Below are 21,887 nucleotides of genomic sequence, written 5' to 3'. Positions count from 1 at the left end.
CCCCGGCCGCCCCGGTGGCAGGGGTGCACGGACGCCCGGCGGCAGTGGCGGCGCAGACGAGAGGAGGCGGACACGGTGAGCGATCCGCTGGCGAACCGGCTCGGATCCGTTCCGTCACGGGCTGTCCAGCCCTACGAGCGTGGCTCGTCGGCGAGCCTCGCCGACATCCTCGAACGCGTGCTGGACAAGGGCATCGTGATCGCGGGCGACATCCGGATCAACCTTCTCGACATCGAACTTCTGACGATCAAACTCCGGCTCATCGTCGCCTCCGTCGACAAGGCGAGAGAGATGGGCATCGACTGGTGGGAGCACGATCCGGCGCTGTCGTCCGGGAACGGACGGAGCGGCGAGCCGCTCGCCGTGGAGAACCGGCGGCTGCGCGCGGAGCTGGACGCCCTGCGGGAGCGCGTCGGAGCGCTCGACGCGGCCGCCGAGAGCGAAGAGGAGCCGGCCGAGGGCGGTGAGCCCCGGGAGCGCCGCGCCGCCGAGCGGCCGAGCAGGGGACGGAGGCGCCCGGCATGACCGCCACAGGCCCCGATCCAGGCCCAGGTCTCGTATACGTCTATGCCGCGGTGCGCCCTGTACAGGGCCTACGCGACACCCTCCGCGCCCTCACCGGTGTGGCCGGTGCGGAGGTGGAGCTCCTGGAAAGCGGCGCGGAGGGCCGCACCGGAGCCCCGGCCGTGGCGTTCGCCGTCTCCGTCGTCCCTGCCCGCGACTTCGGCGAAGAGGGGCTCAAAGAGCGCTTCGAGGACCTCGACTGGCTGGCGGACGTCGCCCGCGCCCATCACGCCGTGGTCGAGTCGCTGGCCGCGTGTACGGGCGTACTGCCCTTGCGGCTGGCGACCGTGTACCGCGACCGCGAGCGGGCCCGTGCGGCACTGACCATGCGGCGGGACGGGCTCGACGCGCGGCTGTTGCTGCTGGCGGGCCAGGCCGAGTACGGCGTGAAGGTGTACGTCTCCGAGGCGGCTGACGACTCCGCCGAGGACACGGCCGCACGGGCGGCCGAGGACGCCCGGCAGCCGGCCGGACAAGGATCCGCCGGACAAGGATCCGCCCCCGGCCCCGGCAAGGCCTATCTGCGTCGGCGCCGCGCGCAGCACGGCCTGCGCGAGACCCGGCACCGGAAGGCCGCCGAGGTCGCCGACCGCATCGAAGCGGTCGCGGACAGCTTCGCCCTGCCACGGGTGCGCCATCCCCTCCAGCAGGGCCCGCTGGTCGCGCCGGGGCTCGGCGCGAACGTGGTCAACGACGCCTACCTGGTACCCGACGAGACGGCCGAGGCGTTCGCCGCGGAGGTGGCCGCGGCGACCGGCGAGCAGGGCATCCGCGTGGAGGTGACCGGCCCCTGGGCCCCGTACTCGTTCGCGATGCCCCCGGAGGAGCCCGGACCACCACGAGCGGAGCCGGAGCGATGACCGAGCGCAGGGCGGGGGAGCCGTTGGCGCAGCGCCAGGTGGCCCTGATCGACCTCCTCGACCGGTTGCTGAGCGGAGGGGTGGTGATCGCGGGGGACGTGGTCCTGTCCGTGGCCGGTGTCGACCTCGTACGCGTGTCCCTGCGGGCCCTCGTGGCGTCCGTCGGCACGGTCGGCGACCCCTTCGCACCCCTGGACGCCCCGGACGACGACGAGGGGCGATGAGGAGATGCGCGAGAGGCGGGAGGGGCACGAGCGGCGGGGGCCGACCGGAGGCGGCCGGCTGGAGGAGGTGTCGAACGCGGCCACGCGGGCCTTCCGACTGCTCGCGGCGGCGCCCTCCCCGCAGGACGGCACCTCCGGGGCGTACAAGTCCGGCCGACAGGCGGTGCCCCGGCTGCGGACGGACCGCGAGAACGTGGAACGGGACCTCCTGCGGCTGGTCCTAACCGTGATCGAGCTCCTGCGCCAGCTGATGGAACGCCAGGCCCTGCGGCGCGTGGACGCCGGTGACCTCACCGACGAGCAGGAGGAAGAACTCGGAGCCACGCTCCTGGCCCTGCACGAGGCCATGGTCCGCCTGTGCGAGGAACACGGCCTGACCCTGGAGGACCTCAACCTCGATCTCGGCCCGCTGGGGCAGCTGCTGCCGTCCCCCGAATGAGACGGGCGGTCCTCACCGTTGAGCCACACCCCACCCAAAGGCCGCCGTTGGCCGGGCCCGGGCCAGGTGAAACGATCTCCCGCATGGCACTTCAGCACGACACGCAGACCATCGAAGCGCGCGGTGAGGCACTCGTCGCCGCCGCCCTCGCGGGGGACGGCGAGACCGCCCGCCGGCACACCGACTTCTTCGTACTCGGCCGCCGGGTCGACGAGGGAATCCCGTACTGGGAGCGGGCGGTCGAGGCGGGTGACGCCTTCTCCGCGTACACCCTCGCCCGCTACCGCAAGATCCGCGGTGACCGCCCGGAAGCCGAGCGGCTCTACCGCCTCGCCGCCGACCGCCACTCCGGCTGCGCGTACGGACTGGCCGTACTGCTTCAGGAGAACGGCGACCCGGAGGCCGCCGAATGGTTCGAGGCGGGCTGGGGCATGGGCCGGCTCGACTGCAAGATCGAGCTGGGCAAGCGGCTCGCGGCCGAGGGGAAGCCGGACGAGGCCGCCGCGTTCCTGATGAAGGGCGTGGACATCGGCGACATCGCCGTCCTCCGGTGGGTGCAGCTCTTCGAGCGCATACGCGCGGACTTCGACCGGGTCGCGGAGGACCTCGAAGCGGCCGAGGCCGCCGGGGACGGCGAGGCCGCGGACGAGGCGCTCGAGCCGCTGCGGGAGATGAACCGGGAGTTCACGGACTATCCCGGACTGTGCGCGGAGGCCGGGGAGTACTTCCGCCGGGCGGGACAGCTCAATGCGGAGGTCCTCGTCGACCACGCGATCTTCCTTGAGCGGCGGTACGCCGACGACCGCTGGAGCGAGGTCCGCGAACTCCTCCTGCGCTCCCACGCCCAGGGCTACCCCGGCGCGGCCTACATCCTGGGCCTGTTCAACGAGGAGCGCGCCGAACTGGCCGAGGCCGAGCGCTGGTACACCCTCGCCGCCGAGGCCGGGCACGCGGCCGCGCGGCGGCTGCTCTCCGACCTGTGCGCCCGGCAGCGCCGGCTCGACGAGGCGGAGGAATGGCTGAGCGAGCTCGACCCCGACGACGACGCCGTCGCCGGACGGCTCGACGCGATCGCCGAGCTCCGTGAGGAGGACGAGATACCGCACGAGCAGGACCTGCGCCGCCTCCCGGAGCTGCGCGAGCGGGCCGAGGCGGGCGATCTCCAGGCGTCGTACGCGTACGGGAAGATGCACTACGAATGGGGCGGGGCGGGGGCGCGCTGGATGCTGCCGTGGTACGAGGCGGCCGCGGTCGCGGGCGACCCGGATGCGGCGGCCGGCCTGCGGTGGCTCTACGACAAGTTGGGCAAGCCCGTGCTCCGCGACCACTGGAAGCGGATCGCCGCGGAGCGCGGGAACCACGACGCCTGCCAGGGCATGGCCTGGCTCTCCGACTACCACAAGGACTACCAGGAGGCCGAGCGCTGGTACGTGCGCGCGGCCGCCGACGGCAGCGCACTGCACGCGATGCTGGCGGGCAAGGCCATCGCCCAGCGCGGCGGTTACGAGGAGGCGGAGCCGTACCTCCGCAAGGCATGGGACGAAGGCCGGGATGAGGCGTTCGGCACCGAGACGGCGGGCTACTACGGCCTCGTCCTGAACCGGCTCGGACGCCATGAGGAGGCCGTGGAGCTGCTGCGTCTCGCCGCCGAGACCTGGTGGGAGGACGTCCGGAGCCGCTACGACTCGGACGATCTGGACATGATCTCCCGGATGCTGAACCCGCAGGAGGAGCTGAAGGCCGCCGAGGAGGCGCTGGCGGCCGGCTGAGCGGGCGCGGCCCGGCGCCTCACGTGCCGAATGCGGGATTCCGTTGCCGCCAGGCGACGTACGCCGGGCTGGCGGCGCAGGTGTCGAGGTAGCCGGCGCGGGTCCGCGACAGGATCTCCTCGCCGTGCGCCGCGAGGGGGCCGTCGTCGCACCAGGCCAGCACGTGCCGGTAGCGGAGCGGGGTGCCGGCGAGGGGGCGGACGACGACCCCGGGTGCCTCGGTGAAAGTTGCCTGGCAGAGGCTGACCGCCAGGCCCGCGCGGACGAGTTCGATGAGTGGGCGGCCTTCGGCTTCGTACGGTGTCGAAGGGCGGTGGTGGGTCAGGGCACGTGCGGAGGACCAGTACTCGCGGGTGCCGTCGCTGTCCGGCCGGGGCACCGCCCAGTCCTCGCGGGCGAGTTGCTCCAGGCTCACTTCCTCCCGCGCCGCGAGCGGGTGGGCCGCGGGCAGCAGGGCGAACACCGGTTCCGTGGCCAGCGGGGTGAGCACCACCCCGTCGGTGGCCGGGAGTTCCCGCTCCGGATGGTCTCCGAGGACCGCCGCTTCCAGCCGCCCGGCCGCGAGGTCCTCCAGCAGCGGGATGGAGGAGTACCGGCACCTCGCGCTCACCTCGGCGTCGGGCAGTACGTTCCGTGTCGCCAGGATGAGATGGCTGAGCAGGGGAGCGCCGACCGAGCCGATCCGGACGCGGCCGGGGACGGTCTGGTGCCGGGCGGTGTCGGCCAGGAGCGCGTCGACGCCTGGCAGGATGGCCCGCGCCCGGGCGAGGACGAGCTCGCCGAAGGCCGTGGGGACGGCGCCGCCCCGCCGGCGGTCGAAGAGGGATCCGCCCAGCATGTTCTCGATACGGCGGAGTTGGGCGCTCAGGCCGGGCTGCGTCAGGCACAACGAGGCGGCTGCGCGGGTGAGGCTTTTGGCCTCGGCGATCGCGCACACCACCCGCAGGTGCCGTACCTCCAGATCCATGGCGCGGATGTTATGGAGAGACGACAGCTTTCGGACAGTGGCCGGACACCTTCAGTCTTATGTGAAATGTCACACGGCATACACCTGGAGGTAGTGAGGCCATGAGACGGTTCCGCACCCCGTCGGCGATACGGTCCACGGTATTTTCCGGCCTGATCGCCACCCTGCTCCTACTGCTCCCCGGTGCGTCCCCGGCGACGGCCATGCCGACGGCGGACAGTGTGTCGGCCTGCGCCCTGCGCGGCACCACCGGCTGGACCGACGAGGGGCACGCCACGGACCACTCCGTGTTCCAGCGTCCCCTCGGCACGATCAGAGTCGCCATGATCTTCGTGGACTTCCCCGACACACCAGCCACCGAATCCCCGGCCGACGACGCGGCGCAGATCACGCCCGGCGCGGACTGGCTGTGGAACGCCTCGTACGGCAAGACCTGGCTCGCGATCACCCAGCACCAGAAGTGGGCGCGCATGCCGCGCAAGTCCACGGAGTACGGCTTCGCGCGGGGCCTGACCCACGAGACGCACGAGGCGTACCTCAAGGACGCGGTGGCCGCCGCCGACCCGTGGGTGGACTTCTCGGACTACGACATGGTGTACGTCGTGCCGACCCGGAACGCGGCGGCGATCTCCTTCACCCCCGCGTACATCCACGACCCGGGCACCGCGGGCGTGGTCGCCGACGGCAGTCGGGTCAAGTGGGCGGTGACCTTCGGTCAGGACATGTGGTACTGGGGCGCCAAGCTCGTCGGCCACGAGACCGGGCACACCTTCGGGCTGCCCGACCTGTACGCCTTCGACGCGGGCACCGACGCGCACCGCTTCGTCGGCGGGTGGGACGTGATGGGCCTGGTCGGCGGGGCCGGCCCGCAGTACTTCGCCTGGCACTCCTGGAAGCTCGGCTGGACCGCCGACAGCCAAGTGGTGTGCCGGGCCTCGAAGGGCAGCGACACCGTCCACCTGACCGCGGTCGAGTACGGCTCCGGCACCAAGATGGCGGTCGTCCGCACCGGCCCGACCACCGCGTACGTCGTCGAATCGCGGCGGGCGGTCCAGGGGGACAAGGGCGTCTGCTCGACCGGCGCGCTCGTCTACAAGGTCGACTCGTCCGTCGTGACCGGCCAGGGGCCGATCCGGGTCATGGACGCCAAGCCCACCGCCACCCCGGCGGCCGGCTGCCGCCCGCTCGACGACGCCCCCTTCTGGGCCGGGCAGTCGTTCACCGACGCCGCGGCCGGGGTACGCATCGAGGTGCTGAGCGCGGACGGGTACGGCGAGAGGGTCCGCATCACCAAGTCGTAGCGGTACGAGCACGGCTGCGCCCCGGGCCTCAAGAGGCCCGGGGCGCAGCCGCGTTCAGGCCGCCTCGGGGAAGTGGCAGGCGACCTGACGCGTCTCGCCGGGGGTGGCGACCCGCAGCGGCGGTGCCTCCGTCCGGCAGATCTCCCGCGCCTTGGGACAGCGCGGATGGAAGGAGCACCCCGGCGGGGGAGCGGCGGGGCTCGGCGGGTCGCCGAGCAGCGTGATCCGCTCCCGGGCCCGCTCGGCGGCCGGGTCGGGCAGCGGCACGGCGGACAGCAGCGCACGGGTGTAGGGGTGGGCCGGGGCCGCGTACACCCGCTCCTTCGGGCCGATCTCGACGATCCGCCCCAGGTACATCACGGCGACCCGGTCGCAGACCCGCTTGACCACCGACAGGTCGTGCGCGATGAAGAGGTACGCAAGTCCCAGCTCCTGCTGGAGGCGTCCCATCAGATTGACGATCTGGGCCTGGACGGAGACGTCGAGGGCGGAGACGGGTTCGTCGGCGACGACCAGCCGGGGGCCGGTGGCGAGCGAGCGGGCGATGCCGATGCGCTGGGCCTGGCCCCCGGAGAACTCGTGCGGGTACCGGTCGATGTGCTCCGGGATCAGGCCCACCAGCTCCATCAGCTCGGCCGTCCGCTTGCGCGCGTCGGCCGCCGAACTCCCCTGCACCATCAGAGGGTCGGAGATGATCCGGGCCACCGTCTGGCGGGGGTTGAGGGAGGAGTGCGGGTCCTGGAAGACCATCTGGAGCTCCTTGCGGAGCGGCTTCAGTTCGCGCTGCGAGAGATGGCTGATGTCGCGCCCGTCGTAGGTGATGGAGCCCGCGGTCGGCTCAAGCAGACGGACGATCATGCGGCCGGTGGTGGACTTGCCGCAGCCGGACTCGCCGACCAGGCCGAGGGTCTCGCCCGCCGCCACGTCGAAGCTGACGCCGTCGACGGCCCGGACCGGGGCCGAGCGGGCCCGGCGCCCGGGGAAGCTCATCGCCAGGTCCCGTACGCGGAGCAGGGGTTGGGGTGTCGTCGTCATGAGGCGATGCCTTCGTACGCGGGGAAGTGGCAGGCGACGGGGTGCCCGGCGGGGCCGTCGAGCGGTGGCCGCTCGGTCTCGCACCGCGCCCGCTCCTCGTCGGAACCGGTGGCCGCGCGGGCGCAGCGCGCGGCGAAGGCGCAGCCGGGAGCGGGGGTGAGCAGGGACGGAGGGCTGCCGGGGATCGCCCGCAGCGGTTCGTCGTCGCTGTCGTCGAGGCGGGGCAGGGAGTCGAGCAGGCCGCGCGTGTACGGGTGGGACGGCTGCGCGAACAGGTCGTCCACCGCGGCTTGTTCGGCCGCCCGGCCGCCGTACATCACCAGGACCTCATGGGCCACGCGGGCGACCACGCCCAGATCGTGCGTGATCATGATGACGGCGAGGCCCCGCTGCTCCTGGAGCCGTGCGATCAGCTCCAGGATCTGGGCCTGGACGGTGACGTCGAGGGCGGTGGTCGGCTCGTCCGCGATCAGCAGATCGGGCTCGCAGGCCAGCGCCATCGCGATCATCACACGCTGGCGCATGCCGCCGGAGAACTGGTGCGGGTACTCGCCCGCCCGGCGCTCCGGTTCGGGGATGCCGACCTCGGCCAGGGCGTCGACCGCCCGCCGCCGGGCGGCGGCGCGGCCCGATCCGAAGTGGACCCGGTGGTGCTCGGCTATCTGCTCACCGACGGTGTAGTACGGGTGGAGGCTGGAGAGCGGGTCCTGGAAGATCATCGCCATTCTGCGGCCGCGCAGCCGGTTCAGGGCGCGTTCGCCCAGGCCGACGAGCTCCTGCCCGTCGAAGGCGATGGATCCGGCGATCTCGGCGCCGCTGTGCAGGCCCATCACGGCCAGGGAGGTGACGGACTTGCCGGAGCCCGACTCGCCGACGATGCCGAGGGTCCGGCCCCGCCGCACCTCGAAGGCGAGGGAGTCGACGGCGCGTACGGGACCGTGCTTCGTGGGGAAGGTGACGGTCAGGTCGCGGACCGACAGCAGGGGTTGGGTGTCCGTCATCAGTACCTCACCCGGGGGTCGACTACGGCGTACAGCAGGTCGACGGCCAGGTTGGCGACGACGATGAAGGTGGCGGCGAGCAGCGTGACGCCGAGGATGACCGGCTGGTCGCCGGTGGTCAGGGCGCCGTAGAAGAGCCGGCCGATGCCCGGCAGCCCGAAGATCGACTCCGTGATCACCGCTCCGGCAAGCAGCCCGCCCAGGTCCATCCCGAAAATGGTCAGGATCGGTGTCATGCCCGCGCGCAGACCGTGCTTGACGACGACCGTGCGGCGCGGAAGGCCCTTGGCACGGGCGGTGCGGATGTACGGCTCCGCCATCGTCTCGATCATCGAACTGCGGCTCTGGCGTGCGTACATGGCCGCATACAGGATCGCGAGCGCCAGCCAGGGCAGCAGCAGGTTGGAGGCCCAGCCGAGCGGATCGGAGCCGAACGGCACGTACTGCGGATAGGGCAGCAGCCCCGCCACCCGGATCAGCCCGTAGATCAGCATCACCGAGGTGAAGTAGACGGGCAGCGAGGCGGCGGCGACCGCGCCGATCATCAGCGCGCGGTCGGTGAGGCTGTCCTTGCGCAGGGCGGCCGCGACCCCGGCCGAAAGGCCCAGGGCCAGCCAGATCACCGCCGCGCCCAGGGCGAGTGAGGCGGAGACCGGCAGCCGGTCGATCAGCAGGTCCCACACGCCCTGGCTGTTCTCGTACGAGTAGCCCAGGCACGGGAAGCCGCAGTGCAGGGCGTACGGGCCGCTGCCCATGGTGCGGCCGGTGAAGATGCCGGTGAGGAAATCCGTGAACTGCCGCCACAGCGGCTGGTCCAGGCCCATGTGGGCGCGGATCGCCTCCAGCCGTTCGGTGCTGCACGACTTGCCGCAGGCCGCGGCGGCCGGGTCGGAGGGCAGGACGTAGAAGATGGTGAAGGTGACGGCGGCGATGGCGATCAGGACGCCGACGACCCCGAGGAGCCGGCGGCCGAGGTAGAGGATCATGTGCGGCTGCCCCTCGGGTCGAGGATGTCCCGCAGCGCGTCGCCGAGCAGGGTGAAGGCGAGCACCGTCAGGAAGAGGCAGACGCTCGGGATGACGAAGTACATGGGATCCGTGTCGTAGAAGTTGACGCCCTCGGCGATCATCTGGCCCCAGGAGGGGGTGGGCGGCCGGACACCGACGCCCAGATAACTGAGGGCCGCCTCGGTGGCGATCATGCCGGGGATGATCAGCGTGGTGTACGCGATCACGGGCCCGGCGACCCCCGGCAGGATGTCGCGGGTGAGGATCCGCCAGGGGCCCGATCCGCCGACGCGGGAGGCGTCGACGTACTCGCGGTGTTTGAGCGAGAGGGTCTGGCCGCGTACCACGCGCGCGATGCCGGGCCAGCCGAAGAGGCCGATGACGGCGGTCATGAGGACGATCCGGTTGACGTCCCGGGCCACCGACATCATCGCGATCATGAAGATGAGGGAGGGGAAGGACATGGTGAGGTCCATCAGCCGGGACAGCACGGTGTCGGTGCGGCCGCCGAAGTAGCCGGCCGCGATTCCGGCGGCGACCCCGGCGACGACGACGATCGCGGTGGCGGCGAAGGCGATGAGCAGGGAGACCTGGGCGCCGTGGACGACGCGGGCGAACAGGTCGCGTCCGGTGACGGGTTCGACGCCGAGCCAGTGCTCGGCGGAGATGCCGCCGAGCGGGCCGATCGGCTGGCCGCCCAGGTAGGGGTCGACGGCGGACTTGTCGAACTCCTCGGGGCCCCAGCCGCCCAGCGCGCTGAGCAGCGGGGCGGCCAGGGCCATGAGCGCGAAGAGCGCGACCACGACGAGGGAGATCTTCACGGAGGTGCGGCGGCGCAGTTCCGCGCGGGCGAGCTGCCAGGGCCCGCTGCCCGCGGAGACGGCCGGTGAGGTGGTGGCCATGGTCCGGGTACCTCAGCGGCCGCTCTTGGCCGGGTCCTTGAGGCCCACGGTGGCGTAGTCGATCTGGCCTCCGAAGGAGGTGTGACCGTACGCCCCGGCGATGTTGGTGCCGACCAGCAGCGGCATACGCTCGACGACGGTGGGCGCCGTCGGCGCCTGGGCGAGGATCTGTCCGTCCAGCTGCCGCCAGGCCTCGTTGGCCTGCCGCGCGTCGGTCATGGCGGCGATCTCGTCCATCCGCTTCATGGTCGGCTGGTCGCGGAAGACGGAGTGGTTGCCGGAGTTGCCCTTCTCCTTGATGTAGCGGCCGTCGAAGACGAAGGGCAGGAAGGTGGAGCCGGAGGGGTAGTCCGGGCACCAGCCGGTGTAGACGAGGTCGGTGCGGTTCTTGGTGTCACCGATGGTGTCGTAGAAGGCGGACGCGTCGACGGTCTCGATGGTGACCTTGATCCCGGCCCGGCCGAGGGACTGCTGGATCGCCTCGCCGACCCCCTTGTCGCCGTTGGAGACGGTGATGCTGGTGGCGAAGCCGTCGGGCTTGCCCGCCTCCTTGAGGAGCTGCTTGGCCTTCGCCGGGTCGCCGGTGGCCGGGATCTTCAGGGTGTCCGGCTGCTTGCCGCCGAAGAGGGTGCCGGGCATGAGGGCCGTGGCCGGGTCGTTGAGCGCCGGGCCGCCGGAGGCGGTCATCACGGCCTCTCGGTCGAGCGCGTACTGCACGGCCTGGCGCACCTTGACGTTGTCGAACGGCGCGCGGCCGGTGTGCATCTGCACCATCTCGACGCAGTTGCTGGACTCGGCGAGCAGCCGTGCCCGGATGTCGGCCTTGGTGAGCACCTTGGGGGTGGATTCGGTGCGCAGCTTGGCCCAGGCGACGGCGGAGGCGTCGGCGCCCGAGGAGGCGATGAGCCGGTCGTCGATCTGGTTGGCCTTGAGGCCCATCGTGACGACCACCTTGTCGGGGTACGCCTTGCGGACGCTGTCCGTCTTCGGGTCCCAATGGGGGTTGCGGACGAGGACGAGCTGCTTGTCCCGGTCGTACCGCTCGATCTTGTACGGGCCCGAGGAGAACGGTCGGTTGTCGTACTGCGGGCCCTTGTCCCGCGCCTTGGGCACCGGGGCGAAGGTGGGCAGAACCGTGGCGTACGGGAACTCGGCGAAGGGCTTGCGCAGTTCGAAGACGATCGTGTGGTCGTCGGGGGTCTTGATCGAGTCGAGGTGCTTGCCCTGGGCGGGGCCCTGGTACCCCTCGGCGCCGGCCAGGTAGCGGGCGGCGTAGTCGGGGCCGCCGGGCAGGTCGGGTGAGAAGGACCGTTCGACGTTGTACTTGACGTCCTGGGCGGTGACCGGGGTCCCGTCCTCGTACTTCAGGCCCTTCTTCAGCTTGAAGGTCCAGGTCTTGGCGCCGTTGGAGGAGACGCCGAGGTCCTCGGCGAGGTCGGGGGTCAGCTCGCCGCCCTTCGCGCCGGGCTGGGCCTTGTAGGTCACCAGGGTGCGGTAGAGCATCCGGGTTCCGAAGTCCATGTCGCCCATGACCCAGTTGCGGGCCGGGTCGAGGTGGGTGAAGTCCTGGTTGGACAGAACGGTCAGCGTGCCGCCCTTCGTGGGCGTACCACCGACGGTCGTGCCGTTGGTGCCGGTCGCCGGGTTCCGGCCGCCGTCGCGGTCCTGGCCCGTCGAGCCGGAACCACCGGAGCAGCCGGACACGGCAAGGGTGAGGGTCGCCATGAGAGCGGCGGCGAGGGTTATCGAGGTGCGCTTGTTCATCAGAGGTCACTCCGGGAACGCGGTCGGCCAGCACCATGGCTGGAATGTGACCTGTAACATAGTAATGTGAAATTGCACTGACAAGTCGTCGGCTCCTCCGTTATCCGCTTGTGTCCGGCGAGGCTGGCCGGAACGGATCCCTCCGGAAGTCAAGCAAGCCCTCGCGGCACGCCTCTTGGCAGCCGGAGTGCAATGTGAAATATTACTGTCGTGCTCACGAGAAACACCTCGGACGTCATCGTCGTCGGAGCCGGCGTGGTCGGCGCCGCTTGCGCCTACTACGCCGCCCGCGCCGGCCTCACCGTCACCGTGCTCGACCGCGGCCCGGTCGCGGGCGGCACCACAGGAGCCGGAGAGGGCAACCTCCTCGTCTCCGACAAGGAGCCGGGGCCCGAACTCGAACTCGCCCTGCTCTCCCTGCGGTTGTGGCGCGAACTGGCCGACGGCCTGCCGGAGCGGATCGAGTACGAACCCAAGGGCGGCCTCGTCATCGCCTCCGACCAGACCGGCCTGGCCGCCCTGCGCGACTTCGCCACCCGGCAGGGCGGAGCCGGCGTCACCGCCCACGAGATCCCGGCGGACCGGCTGCACGACCTGGAGCCCCACCTCGCCCCCGGCCTGGCCGGAGGCTTCCACTACCCCCAGGACTCCCAGGTCATGCCCGCGCTCGCCGCCGCCCACCTGCTGCGCTCGGGCGGCGGTCGCGTCCACGCGCACCTCGGTGAGGAAGTCACCGAGGTGATCACCGGAGCGAGCGGGGAGGTACGGGGAGTACGGACGGCGAGCGGCGAGTTCCATGCCCCGTACGTGGTGAACGCCGCCGGCACGTGGGGCGGCGAACTCGCCCGGAGCGCGGGCGTGGAGCTGCCCGTCCTGCCCCGCCGGGGATTCGTCCTCGTCACCGAGCCCCTCCCGCGCGTCGTACGGCACAAGGTGTACGCGGCCGACTACATCGCCGACGTCGCCAGCGGATCCGCCGCACTGCAGACCTCACCGGTGGTCGAGGGCACACCGGCGGGACCGGTCCTGATCGGCGCCAGCCGGGAACGGGTCGGATTTGACCGGTCGCTGTCCACCGAAGCGCTGCGGCGCCTCGCGGCCGGGGCGACGGCGCTGTTCCCCGTACTCGCCGGAGTCCGCGTGATGCGCACGTACGCGGGCTTCCGCCCCTACCTCCCCGACCACCTGCCCGCGATCGGCCCCGACCCGCGCGTTCCCGGACTGCTGCACGCCTGCGGCCACGAAGGCGCCGGCATCGGCCTGGCGCCGGCGACCGGACTGCTCATCGCCCGCTGGCTGACCCACGGCCAACTACCCCTGGACACCGGACCGTTCCGCCCCGACCGGTTCGCTCCCGTACCCTGAGCCGCCCCCCGAGCCCTCCCTGATCCGCCCCCGCGAGGCGATCGCCGTCCACCACGAGCCCGCACGGAAAGAAGGACCCGCCATGGCCCGCACCCCCGCCGAACTGGTCGGCGCGCGGCCCGAGCCGCCGTTCGAGATCACCTTCGACGACCGCACGATCACCGCCCTGCCCGGCCAGTCCGTCGCCGCGGCCCTGTGGGGAGCGGGGATCCTGGCGTGGCGCACCACCCGGGGCACGGGCCGCCCCCGCGGCGCGTTCTGCGGGATCGGACAGTGCTACGACTGCCTCGCCACGATCAACGGCACACCCAACCGAAGGGCCTGCCTGGTCCCGGCCCGCCCCGGCGACGCCGTCACCACCCAGGAAGGAAACGGCCATGCCGACCTCAGCGTCTGACCTCTACGACGTCGCGGTCGTCGGCGCGGGCTCCGCCGGTCTCTCCGGCGCCGTCACCGCCGCCGAACTCGGCCTGTCGGTGGCCCTGCTGGACACATCGGCCCAGGTCGGCGGCCAGTTCTACCGGCACCCCGAACCCGCACTCGGCGCCGTACGCCCCGAAGCCCTGCACCACGACTGGTCCGCCTTCCGGTCTCTCCACCGTCGCCTGGAGTCCCTGTCCCAGGAACCGAGCGGTGTCACCCGCCTGGCCGGGCACCACGTCTGGGCCGTGACCCGGGACGACCCGGAGAAGACGGATGCCTGGACGGTCCACGCCGTCACCGGCGACGACGGCAACGGCGAGCGGTCCGTACGGGTACGGGCCCGGGCGCTCCTCCTCGCCACCGGGGCGTACGAACGCCAGCTCCCCTTCCCCGGCTGGACCCTGCCGGGTGTGGTGGGCGCCGGCGGCGCGCAGGCGATGCTCAAGTCCGGGCTCGTCCTGCCCGGCAAGCGGATCGTCGTGGCGGGCAGCGGCCCGCTGCTGCTCGCCGTCGCCTCCTCGCTCGCGCTCGCCGGCGCCCGCGTCCCCGCCGTCGTGGAGGCGTCCGGCTATCTCGGCTACGCCCGTCACATGGGCACCCTGGCTGCCAACCCCCACAAGCTCGCCGAGGCGGCGGTCCACGGCTCCGCGCTGCTGCGCCACGGCGTACGGGTGCGCACCCGCAGCGCGGTCACCGCCGTCCACGGCCAAGACCGGGTGGAAGCCGTGACCGTCTCCCGGCTCGACCGCGACTGGCGGCCCGTGACGGGCACGGGCCGTCGCATCGAGTGCGACGCACTGGCCGTGGGCTTCGGCCTGGCACCCCAGATCGAACTCGCCACCGCACTGGGCTGCGCCACACGCCCCTCGCAGGACGGAACGTCCGCCCTCGCGCTCGACACCCTCCAGCGGACCTCGGTGTCCGGCGTGTGGGCGGCCGGGGAGAGCGGAGGAGTGGGCGGAGCCCAACTCGCCCGTATCGAGGGCGAATTGGCGGCGATCGCCATCGCCGCCCGGCTGTCCGGACGGCGTACCCTCACCGCCGGCGGACACGCCCGGTCGCTGCGCCGCCGCCGGGACCGGATGCGTGCCTTCGCCGACGTCATGGCCGCCGCCCACCGGCCAGGCCCCGGCTGGACCCATTGGCTGGACGACGACACGGACGTGTGCCGCTGCGAGGAGGTGACCGCGGGAAGCATCCGCGAGGCGGTCACCGATCTGGGTGCACGCGACGCGCGTACGGTCAAACTGCTCACCCGAGCGGGGATGGGCTGGTGCCAGGGCCGCATGTGCGGCGCGGCCGTGGCCTGCCTCGCGGCCGCCGGCGGCGACGTACCGCCGTCCGCCGAGCGGCGCCCGCTCGCCGTCCCCGTCACCCTCGCGGCGCTCGCCTCGCTGGACGAACCGAGCGCGGCCGAGGCCCCTGAGCCCCCCACGGGATCCGCCCCCACCGACGGCGGCTGACCTCTGCCCCCCGCGGCGTTCCTCTCCGGACGCCGCACCATCCACAGTGACATGTCACATACTGAAGAAGGGTCTGTCCTGATGACTGCCAGCACTGCCACCTCCTGGAACCCCGCCCAGCCCTGGCGCGGCATCATGGTCGCCACCACGCTTCCGCTCCGCGCCGACCTCTCCGTCGACCACGACGCCTACGCCGAGCACGTGGCCTGGCTGATCGAGAACGGCTGTGACGGCGTCGTACCCAACGGCTCCCTGGGCGAGTACCAGACGCTCACCGACGAGGAGCGGGCCCGCGTCGTCCGTACCGCTGTCGAGGCCGCGGGCGACGGGGCGCGCGTGATGCCCGGCGTGGCCGCCTACGGCAGCGCCGAGTCCCGGCGCTGGGCCGAGCAGGCCGCCGAGGCCGGCGCCGGCTCCGTACTGCTGCTGCCGCCCAACGCCTACCGCGCCGACGAGCAGTCCGTACGCGCCCACTACGCCGAGGTCGCCAAGGCCGGGGTGCCCGTCGTCGCGTACAACAACCCCATCGACACCAAGGTCGACCTGACCCCGGCGCTCCTCGCCCAGCTCCACGGCGAGGGCAGCATCGTGGCCGTCAAGGAGTTCAGCGGCGACGTCCGCCGGGCCTACGAGATCGCCGAACTCGCGCCCGGGCTCGACCTGCTGATCGGCGCCGACGACGTCCTGCTCGAACTGGCTCTGGCTGGAGCGGTCGGCTGGATCGCGGGCTACCCCAACGCCCTGCCCGCCACCTGCTCCACGCTGTACCACGCGGCGGTCTCCGGGGACCTGGACACGGCGCTGCCGCTCTACCGGTCCCTGCACGGGCTGCTGCGCTGGGACTCCAAGACCGAGTTCGTGCAGGCGATCAAGCTGTCGATGGACATCGCCGGCCGTCACGGCGGCCCGGTCCGGCCGCCGCGCCACCCGCTCGGCGGCGCGATCGAGGCCGCGGTGCGCGAGGCTACCGAGAAGGCTGTCGCCGAGGGCCACAAGTAGTCGCCACCCGAGGGGACACCACCATGCGCACCCGCCACGTCTACCACGCCGTCGATTCGCACACCGAAGGCATGCCCACCCGGGTCGTCACCGGAGGCGTCGGGACCATCCCCGGCGCCACGATGGCCGAGCGGCGTCTGCACTTCATCGAACACCTCGACCACATCCGCACCCTGCTGATGTACGAGCCCCGGGGACACGCGGCGATGAGCGGCGCCATCCTCCAGCCGCCCACCCGCCCCGACGCCGACTTCGGTGTGCTGTTCATCGAGGTCTCGGGCCTGCTGCCGATGTGCGGGCACGGCACCATCGGGGTGGCCACCGTCCTCGTCGAGACCGGGATGGTGCCGGTCACCGAACCGGTCACCACGGTCCGCCTCGACACCCCCGCCGGCCTCGTCTCCGTGGACGTCCACGTCGAGGACGGCGCGGCCACGGCGGTGACGCTCACCAACGTCCCCGCGTTCTGCGCCGGCCTCGACCTCACCGTCGACGTGCCCACGTACGGGCCGGTGACCTACGACCTCGCGTACGGCGGGAACTTCTACGCCTTCGTCCGCCTGGCCGATCTGGGACTGCCCTTCGACCGTGCCCGCAAGGACGACCTGCTGGCCGCGGGCCTGGCCGTCATGGAAGCGATCAACGCCTCACCCGACCGGCCGGTCCACCCGGAGCGGGCGGAGATCGCCGGGGTCAAGCACGTCTACCTCGAAGCCCCCGGCTCCGACGCCGTCCGCTCCCGGCACGCGATGGCCATCCACCCCGGCTGGTTCGACCGCTCGCCCTGCGGCACCGGCACCTCGGCACGGATGGCGCAGCTGCACGCCCGCGGCGAACTGCCCCTGGACCGGGAATTCGTGAACGAGTCCTTCATCGGTACGCGGTTCACCGGACGGCTCGTCGCCGAGACCGAGGTCGGCGGACGCCCGGCCGTCGTCCCGGCCATCACCGGACGGGCGTGGATCACCGGAACCGCCCAGTACTTCCTCGACCCGACCGATCCCTTCCCCGGAGGGTTCCTCCTGTGACCACGAGCCCGTCTCCCGTCATCTCCCGCAATCCGTCCGACCCGTCCGACATCGTCGTCCAGGTCCCCGCTCCCGGCGCCTTCGCCACGGCCGACACCGTGGAGCGGGCCCGCGCCGCCCAGCCGCAGTGGCTGCTCGGCGGTGCCTCCGCCCGCTCCTCCGCGCTCGCCGCGGTCGCGGCCGCCATCGAGGCGGAGGCCGAGGAGCTGGCCGCTCTCGCCGTACGGGAAGTGGGCAAGCCCCTCACCGAGGCGCGCGCGGAGGTGGCCCGGACCGCGGCCATCTGGCGCTACTACGCCCAGGCCCCCTACGAACCCGTCGGCAGCGTCCACGAGACGGCCGCCGGCGCAGGGCTGCTGATGACCCGTCGCCGCCCCCACGGCGTGGCGGGTCTGATCACCCCCTGGAACTTCCCCTTCGCCATCCCGAGCTGGAAGGCCGCACCGGCCCTCGCGGTCGGCAACACCGTCGTCCTCAAGCCCGCGCCGGAGGCCACCGCCTGCGCCCAGCGCCTGGCCGAGATCGTCCAACGGGCGCTCCCCTCGGGTGTCTTCACCGTCCTGCCCGGGGGAGCGACGGAGGGCGGCGCGCTGGTCGCCGCCGCCGACGTCGTCTCCTTCACCGGCTCGACGGTCGTGGGGCAGGCCGTCGTCCGCGCCGCGACGGCCCGTGGAGTCCCGGTCCAGGCCGAGATGGGCGGCCTGAACGCCGCCATCGTCCTGCCGGACGCCGGCATCGAGCAGGCGGCGGCCCATCTCGCCGCCGCCATCGCCGGCTACGCGGGGCAGAAGTGCACGGCCACCAGCCGGGTCATCGCGGTCGGCGCCGCCCTCGATCCGCTGCGAGAAGCCCTGTCCGAGGCGCTGCGCGCCGTGCCGGTCGGTGATCCGGCCGACCCGGCCACCGTGTGCGGACCGCTCATCAGCGAACACGCCCGCGACCAGGTCTGCGACGCCTGGCACGGCACGCCCGTACTCGCCGGCGGCACCCTTCTCGACAAGGCCGGCTGGTACGCGGCACCGACCCTGGTGGAGAAGGTGTCCCCGGGGCACCGGCTGCTGCGCGAGGAGGTCTTCGGGCCGGTCGCGGCCCTGCTGCCCGCCGACGACCTCGCCCACGCCGTACGCCTCACCAACGCGGTGCCGTACGGGCTCGTCACCTCGGTCCACACCACCGACCTGGACGCCGCCCTCACCGGGCTCGACCGGCTCGACACGGGAATGATCAGGGTCAACGCCCCGTCCACCGGGGTGGACTTCCATCTGCCGTTCGGTGGCGCCAAGGCCTCCAGCCATGGCCCACGGGAACAGGGCCGCACGGCACTGGAGTTCTACTCGGCCGGTCGTACCTACACCCTGTCACCTGCGAAAACAACGTGACATTGTACTCTGGTGATCTCGGCAGGCACGAAGGGAACACCATGGGGCACCTCAAGCAGCGCGATCTCAACGCCACCCGTGAGCGGCTGCGCGATCAGGTGGCCCATGCCTTGAGGGCCGCCCTGATCTCCGGCGAGCTGCGGCCGGGGGTGGTGTACTCGGCGCCGACGCTCGCCGAGGACTTCGGGATCTCGGCGACCCCGGTCCGTGAGGCCATGCTCGACCTGGCCCGCGAAGGTCTCGTCGAGCCCGTCCGCAACAAGGGCTTCCGGGTCACCGAGGTCGACGAGCGCGACCTCGACCAGTACACCGAGATCCGGGCCCTGATCGAGGTCCCCTCGATCGGGCGGGTCACCCGCAGCGCCACCCGCGAGGAGCTGGAGGCGCTGCGCCCCGTCGCCGAGGAGATCGTGCGGGCCGCCCGCGACCACGATCTCATCGCCTACCTGGAGGCGGACCGCCGCTTCCACCTCTCGCTGCTGTCCCTCACGGGCAACGAACGGCTCGTCGAGACCGTCGGCGACCTGCGCAAGCGGTCCCGTCTGTACGGCCTGGCCGCGCTGGACGAGCGGGGCGAGCTGATCCCCTCGGCCGAGGAGCACCTGGAGCTGCTCGACCTGATGCTGGCGGGCGAGGCCAAGGCGGCGGAGAAGTGCATGGCCCGGCACCTGGGTCATGTCCGCTCGCTGTGGGCGAAGAGCGAGTCGAAGGGCTGACGGCCGCAGAGCCGCGGCCTCCCGGCCGCGGCTCCTCGACCGGGCTTCTCGACCGGGCTTCTCGATCGTGGTGCGGGTCGCCCTGACAATCAGTGCAATGTCACACTTCATGATGCGCCCATGGGGCCGCGAAAGGGATCCATGAACCCCGCATACGCCACCACCGACCACACCTTCACCGTCCCCCTCGACCACCAGGACCCCCTCGGCCCGACCATCGAGGTCTTCGCCCGCGAGGTCGCCGACCCCGCCCGCACCGGCGACGAACTGCCCTGGCTGCTGTATCTGCAAGGCGGCCCGGGCGGCAAGTCGCCCCGGCCGTCGAGCGGTTCTCCCAGCTGGCTGGACCACGCACTCAAGACCCACCGCGTCCTGCTCCTCGACCAGCGCGGCACCGGCCGCTCCACCCCCGTCACGGCCAGGGCCGCAGCCCGCTTCTCCTCCCCGGCCCGGCTCGCCGCGTACCTCGGCCACTTCCGCGCCGACGCCATCGTCGCCGACGCCGAACTGATACGCCGTCAACTCTGCGGCGACCAGCCCTGGGAGACCCTCGGCCAGAGCTACGGAGGCTTCATCACGCTGACCTATCTCTCCCACGCCCCCGAAGGGCTGAGGGCCTGCTACGTCACCGGCGGCCTGCCCGGCCTCACCGCCACCGCCGACGACGTCTACGCCCGCACCTACCCCCGCGTCCGGGACCGCGTCCTCGACTTCTACGCCCGCTACCCCGACGACGCCCCCCGGCTGCGCCGGATCGCCGACCTCCTCGCGGCCACCGACGTCCGCCTGCCCGACGGCGACCGTCTGACACCCCACCGCCTGCGCACGCTCGGACTCGTCCTCGGCATGGGCGACGGCTTCGAACGGCTCCACTGGCTGCTCGACGAAGCCCTCGACGACCAGGGCGAGTTGACCGCCACCTTCCTGCACCAGGTGATGACCCTGACCGGCTTCACCGACAACCCGCTCTTCGCCGTGGCGCAGGAGACGATCTACGGCCAGGGGGCGGGCCCCACGGCCTGGGCGGCCGCCCGCGCCCAGGCCGGCTTCGCCGAGTTCACCGAGGACGCCGACCCCCTCCTGCTGACCGGCGAAATGATCTACCCCTGGATGTTCCGCGAGATCAAGGGACTGCGCCCCTTCGCCGACGCCGCCGACCTGCTCGCCGAGCGCACCGACTGGCCGCCGCTGTACGACCCCCGCCGCCTCGCCGCCAACGACATCCCGCTGGCCGCCATCGTCTACCACGACGACATGTACGTGGATGCCGGACTCTCCCTGCGCACCGTGCGCGAGGTCGGCGCCGCCAGGGCCTGGGTCACCAACGAATGGGAGCACGACGGCGTCTCCGCCTCCGGCGGCCGCGTCCTCGCCCGCCTGATGGACATCGCCCGCGGCCGCGCGTAGAGCGGCCCGAACCCCCACCTCCACGCCCCGAGGGAGACACATGCCCAGACTGCCCCGCCGCTCGCGCCCCTTCACCGCGGCACTGACCCTCCTGCTGGCCGGCCTGGCCACCGCCACCCCGGCGACCGCGACCCCACCCCCTGGGCCGGCCGGCTCCGGCGCCCCGGCCGCCGCCTGCGCGCTGCCGGGCGCGACCGGCTGGACCGACGAGGGGCACGACACCGACCGCGTGCAGTTCCAGCCGTCCACCGGCACACGCCGCGTGCTGACGCTGTTCGTGGACTTCCCCGACGCGCAGGCCACCGCACCCACCGACGGGTACGCGGCCCAACTCGCCCCCGCCGCCCGGTGGATGAGCACCGCCAGCTACGGACGCCTGCGGCTGGACGTCACCCCGCTGCACCGCTGGATCCGCATGCCCAAGGCCTCCACCTCGTACGACTTCGCACGCGGCCTCACCTTCGAGGCCCACGAGCGGTACGTCCGCGACGCGATCACCGCGGCCGACCCCCACGCGGACTTCTCCCGCTACGACATGGTCTACGTCGTCCCCGCCAAGGAGGCGACCGCGATCCCCTTCTCGCCGACCTACCTCTACGACCCGGCCGCCCCCGGGATCGTCGCCGACGGCACCCGCCTGAAGTGGGCCGTCACCTTCGGCCAGGACATGTGGCGCTGGGGCCACAAGGTCGTCGCCCACGAGACCGGCCACACCTTCGGTCTGCCCGACCTGTACGCCTTCACCGGTGAGACCCACCGCTTCGCCGGCGGCTGGGACGTGATGGGCAACATCGCGGGCCGCGCCCCGCAGTTCCTGGGCTGGCACTCCTGGAAACTCGGCTGGATCCGCGACCGCCAGGTCGCCTGCCTGCCGGGCACCGGCGAGCGCACGGTACGGCTCACTCCGGTGGAACGCCCCGGCGGCACCAAGATCGCGGTCATCCGCACCGGCCGGACCACGGCGTACGTCGCCGAGTCCCGTCGTGCCCGGGGCGTCGACGGATCCGCCTGCTCGACCGGTGTCCTGATCTACCGGATCGACTCCGCCACCGCGACCGGCGAGGGCCCCGTCCGGGTCATGAACGGCAACCCGGCCGCGACACCGCCCACCGGCTGCACACCCCTGGACATGGGCGCGTACACCCCCGGCCAGTCCTTCACCGATCCCGCGACCGGCACACGCATCGACGTCCAGGCGGGCGGCGCGGCGGGAGACGTGGTCCGGCTCAGAGCCCAGGGAGGCGCTTGAGCGGACGGCCCTCGGCCCGCGCTCG

21 protein-coding genes are annotated in these 21,887 nt (G+C 72.4%); 15 read left to right on the top strand and 6 right to left on the bottom strand.

All coding sequences use genetic code 11. The annotated features are described in order from the left end of the window. Positions 1-75: 75 nt before the first annotated feature. From ACZ7LT_RS07945 to ACZ7LT_RS07925, 5 genes are all read left to right on the top strand, one after another. Positions 76-525 carry a gas vesicle protein gene (locus ACZ7LT_RS07945; protein ID WP_471235122.1) on the top strand — a complete coding sequence of 150 codons (450 nt, stop codon included), beginning with the start codon at positions 76-78 and terminating at the stop codon, positions 523-525. Between the two features lie 50 nt (positions 526-575). Continuing rightward, positions 576-1,424, top strand: a complete 849-nt coding sequence (locus ACZ7LT_RS07940; protein ID WP_471235121.1) for a GvpL/GvpF family gas vesicle protein — start codon at positions 576-578, stop codon at positions 1,422-1,424. Beyond that, positions 1,421-1,648, top strand: coding sequence for a gas vesicle protein (locus ACZ7LT_RS07935; protein WP_471235120.1), 228 nt, complete (start codon positions 1,421-1,423; stop codon positions 1,646-1,648). The genes ACZ7LT_RS07940 and ACZ7LT_RS07935 overlap by 4 nt, the downstream gene beginning before the upstream one ends. Before the next feature lie 4 nt (positions 1,649-1,652). Further along, positions 1,653-2,087, top strand: coding sequence for a gas vesicle protein K (locus ACZ7LT_RS07930; RefSeq protein WP_471235119.1), 435 nt, complete (start codon positions 1,653-1,655; stop codon positions 2,085-2,087). Between the two features lie 83 nt (positions 2,088-2,170). Further along, positions 2,171-3,856, top strand: coding sequence for a tetratricopeptide repeat protein (locus tag ACZ7LT_RS07925; RefSeq protein ID WP_471235118.1), 1,686 nt, complete (start codon positions 2,171-2,173; stop codon positions 3,854-3,856). A gap of 19 nt (positions 3,857-3,875) precedes the next feature. Here ACZ7LT_RS07925 and ACZ7LT_RS07920 read toward each other — a convergent pair whose 3' ends face one another. Beyond that, on the bottom strand, positions 3,876-4,823 hold the full coding sequence (locus ACZ7LT_RS07920) for a LysR family transcriptional regulator (RefSeq protein WP_471235117.1): 948 nt from the start codon (positions 4,821-4,823) through the stop codon (positions 3,876-3,878). Between the two features lie 101 nt (positions 4,824-4,924). Here ACZ7LT_RS07920 and ACZ7LT_RS07915 point away from each other — a divergent pair, with 101 nt between their 5' ends. Continuing rightward, positions 4,925-6,124 carry a M6 family metalloprotease domain-containing protein gene (locus ACZ7LT_RS07915; protein ID WP_471235116.1) on the top strand — a complete coding sequence of 400 codons (1,200 nt, stop codon included), beginning with the start codon at positions 4,925-4,927 and terminating at the stop codon, positions 6,122-6,124. Positions 6,125-6,178: 54 nt separating this feature from the next. On the opposite strand, the gene ACZ7LT_RS07910 is transcribed toward ACZ7LT_RS07915, so the two are convergent. The 5 genes from ACZ7LT_RS07910 to ACZ7LT_RS07890 are packed head-to-tail and all read right to left on the bottom strand — an operon-like array spanning position 6,179 to position 11,833. Further along, positions 6,179-7,159 carry an ABC transporter ATP-binding protein gene (locus ACZ7LT_RS07910; protein ID WP_471235115.1) on the bottom strand — a complete coding sequence of 327 codons (981 nt, stop codon included), beginning with the start codon at positions 7,157-7,159 and terminating at the stop codon, positions 6,179-6,181. Next, positions 7,156-8,160, bottom strand: a complete 1,005-nt coding sequence (locus tag ACZ7LT_RS07905; RefSeq protein WP_471235114.1) for an ABC transporter ATP-binding protein — start codon at positions 8,158-8,160, stop codon at positions 7,156-7,158. The genes ACZ7LT_RS07910 and ACZ7LT_RS07905 overlap by 4 nt, the downstream gene beginning before the upstream one ends. Further along, positions 8,160-9,146, bottom strand: coding sequence for an ABC transporter permease (locus ACZ7LT_RS07900; RefSeq protein ID WP_471235113.1), 987 nt, complete (start codon positions 9,144-9,146; stop codon positions 8,160-8,162). Before ACZ7LT_RS07900 ends, ACZ7LT_RS07905 begins: the two co-directional genes overlap by 1 nt. Further along, a complete protein-coding gene (locus tag ACZ7LT_RS07895; RefSeq protein ID WP_471235112.1) occupies positions 9,143-10,069 on the bottom strand; it encodes an ABC transporter permease in 927 nt (308 codons plus the stop codon). Before ACZ7LT_RS07895 ends, ACZ7LT_RS07900 begins: the two co-directional genes overlap by 4 nt. 12 nt (positions 10,070-10,081) lie before the next feature. After that, on the bottom strand, positions 10,082-11,833 hold the full coding sequence (locus tag ACZ7LT_RS07890) for an ABC transporter substrate-binding protein (protein ID WP_471235111.1): 1,752 nt from the start codon (positions 11,831-11,833) through the stop codon (positions 10,082-10,084). A 210-nt stretch (positions 11,834-12,043) separates the two neighbouring features. Between ACZ7LT_RS07890 and ACZ7LT_RS07885 the strand changes: the two genes are divergently transcribed. From ACZ7LT_RS07885 to ACZ7LT_RS07845, 9 genes are all read left to right on the top strand, one after another. After that, the gene (locus ACZ7LT_RS07885) at positions 12,044-13,198 is read left to right on the top strand and encodes an NAD(P)/FAD-dependent oxidoreductase (RefSeq protein ID WP_471235110.1); all 1,155 of its coding nucleotides are present in this window, start codon (positions 12,044-12,046) and stop codon (positions 13,196-13,198) included. An 82-nt stretch (positions 13,199-13,280) separates the two neighbouring features. Continuing rightward, on the top strand, positions 13,281-13,595 hold the full coding sequence (locus ACZ7LT_RS07880) for a (2Fe-2S)-binding protein (protein ID WP_471235109.1): 315 nt from the start codon (positions 13,281-13,283) through the stop codon (positions 13,593-13,595). Beyond that, a complete protein-coding gene (locus tag ACZ7LT_RS07875) occupies positions 13,576-15,084 on the top strand; it encodes an FAD-dependent oxidoreductase (RefSeq protein ID WP_471235108.1) in 1,509 nt (502 codons plus the stop codon). Before ACZ7LT_RS07880 ends, ACZ7LT_RS07875 begins: the two co-directional genes overlap by 20 nt. A gap of 81 nt (positions 15,085-15,165) precedes the next feature. Then, a complete protein-coding gene (locus ACZ7LT_RS07870; RefSeq protein WP_471235107.1) occupies positions 15,166-16,083 on the top strand; it encodes a dihydrodipicolinate synthase family protein in 918 nt (305 codons plus the stop codon). Positions 16,084-16,106: 23 nt separating this feature from the next. After that, a complete protein-coding gene (locus tag ACZ7LT_RS07865; protein WP_471235106.1) occupies positions 16,107-17,111 on the top strand; it encodes a proline racemase family protein in 1,005 nt (334 codons plus the stop codon). Then, entirely contained in the window at positions 17,108-18,490 is a 1,383-nt protein-coding gene (locus ACZ7LT_RS07860; RefSeq protein ID WP_471235105.1) for an aldehyde dehydrogenase family protein, read from the top strand. Before ACZ7LT_RS07865 ends, ACZ7LT_RS07860 begins: the two co-directional genes overlap by 4 nt. A 41-nt stretch (positions 18,491-18,531) precedes the next feature. Beyond that, the gene (locus ACZ7LT_RS07855) at positions 18,532-19,206 is read left to right on the top strand and encodes a GntR family transcriptional regulator (protein WP_471235104.1); all 675 of its coding nucleotides are present in this window, start codon (positions 18,532-18,534) and stop codon (positions 19,204-19,206) included. Between the two features lie 141 nt (positions 19,207-19,347). After that, entirely contained in the window at positions 19,348-20,613 is a 1,266-nt protein-coding gene (locus ACZ7LT_RS07850) for an alpha/beta fold hydrolase (protein ID WP_471235103.1), read from the top strand. A 40-nt stretch (positions 20,614-20,653) separates the two neighbouring features. Continuing rightward, complete coding sequence (locus ACZ7LT_RS07845; RefSeq protein ID WP_471235102.1) at positions 20,654-21,862, top strand: M6 family metalloprotease domain-containing protein; 1,209 nt, start codon at positions 20,654-20,656, stop codon at positions 21,860-21,862. Positions 21,863-21,887: the final 25 nt, after the last annotated feature.

This window comes from Streptomyces sp. NPDC039465, assembly GCF_055639315.1.
This window is presented reverse-complemented; position numbering and strand designations above follow the sequence as displayed.

Coding starts and splice junctions, on each gene's coding strand:
- ACZ7LT_RS07935 (WP_471235120.1), top strand. CDS start 1,421: ATGACCGAGCGCAGGGCGGGGGAGCCGTTGGCGCAGCGCCAGGTGGCC.
- ACZ7LT_RS07930 (WP_471235119.1), top strand. CDS start 1,653: ATGCGCGAGAGGCGGGAGGGGCACGAGCGGCGGGGGCCGACCGGAGGC.
- ACZ7LT_RS07925 (WP_471235118.1), top strand. CDS start 2,171: ATGGCACTTCAGCACGACACGCAGACCATCGAAGCGCGCGGTGAGGCA.
- ACZ7LT_RS07920 (WP_471235117.1), bottom strand. CDS start 4,823: ATGGATCTGGAGGTACGGCACCTGCGGGTGGTGTGCGCGATCGCCGAG.
- ACZ7LT_RS07915 (WP_471235116.1), top strand. CDS start 4,925: ATGAGACGGTTCCGCACCCCGTCGGCGATACGGTCCACGGTATTTTCC.
- ACZ7LT_RS07910 (WP_471235115.1), bottom strand. CDS start 7,159: ATGACGACGACACCCCAACCCCTGCTCCGCGTACGGGACCTGGCGATG.
- ACZ7LT_RS07905 (WP_471235114.1), bottom strand. CDS start 8,160: ATGACGGACACCCAACCCCTGCTGTCGGTCCGCGACCTGACCGTCACC.
- ACZ7LT_RS07900 (WP_471235113.1), bottom strand. CDS start 9,146: ATGATCCTCTACCTCGGCCGCCGGCTCCTCGGGGTCGTCGGCGTCCTG.
- ACZ7LT_RS07895 (WP_471235112.1), bottom strand. CDS start 10,069: ATGGCCACCACCTCACCGGCCGTCTCCGCGGGCAGCGGGCCCTGGCAG.
- ACZ7LT_RS07890 (WP_471235111.1), bottom strand. CDS start 11,833: ATGAACAAGCGCACCTCGATAACCCTCGCCGCCGCTCTCATGGCGACC.
- ACZ7LT_RS07880 (WP_471235109.1), top strand. CDS start 13,281: ATGGCCCGCACCCCCGCCGAACTGGTCGGCGCGCGGCCCGAGCCGCCG.
- ACZ7LT_RS07875 (WP_471235108.1), top strand. CDS start 13,576: ATGCCGACCTCAGCGTCTGACCTCTACGACGTCGCGGTCGTCGGCGCG.
- ACZ7LT_RS07870 (WP_471235107.1), top strand. CDS start 15,166: ATGACTGCCAGCACTGCCACCTCCTGGAACCCCGCCCAGCCCTGGCGC.
- ACZ7LT_RS07865 (WP_471235106.1), top strand. CDS start 16,107: ATGCGCACCCGCCACGTCTACCACGCCGTCGATTCGCACACCGAAGGC.
- ACZ7LT_RS07855 (WP_471235104.1), top strand. CDS start 18,532: ATGGGGCACCTCAAGCAGCGCGATCTCAACGCCACCCGTGAGCGGCTG.
- ACZ7LT_RS07850 (WP_471235103.1), top strand. CDS start 19,348: ATGAACCCCGCATACGCCACCACCGACCACACCTTCACCGTCCCCCTC.
- ACZ7LT_RS07845 (WP_471235102.1), top strand. CDS start 20,654: ATGCCCAGACTGCCCCGCCGCTCGCGCCCCTTCACCGCGGCACTGACC.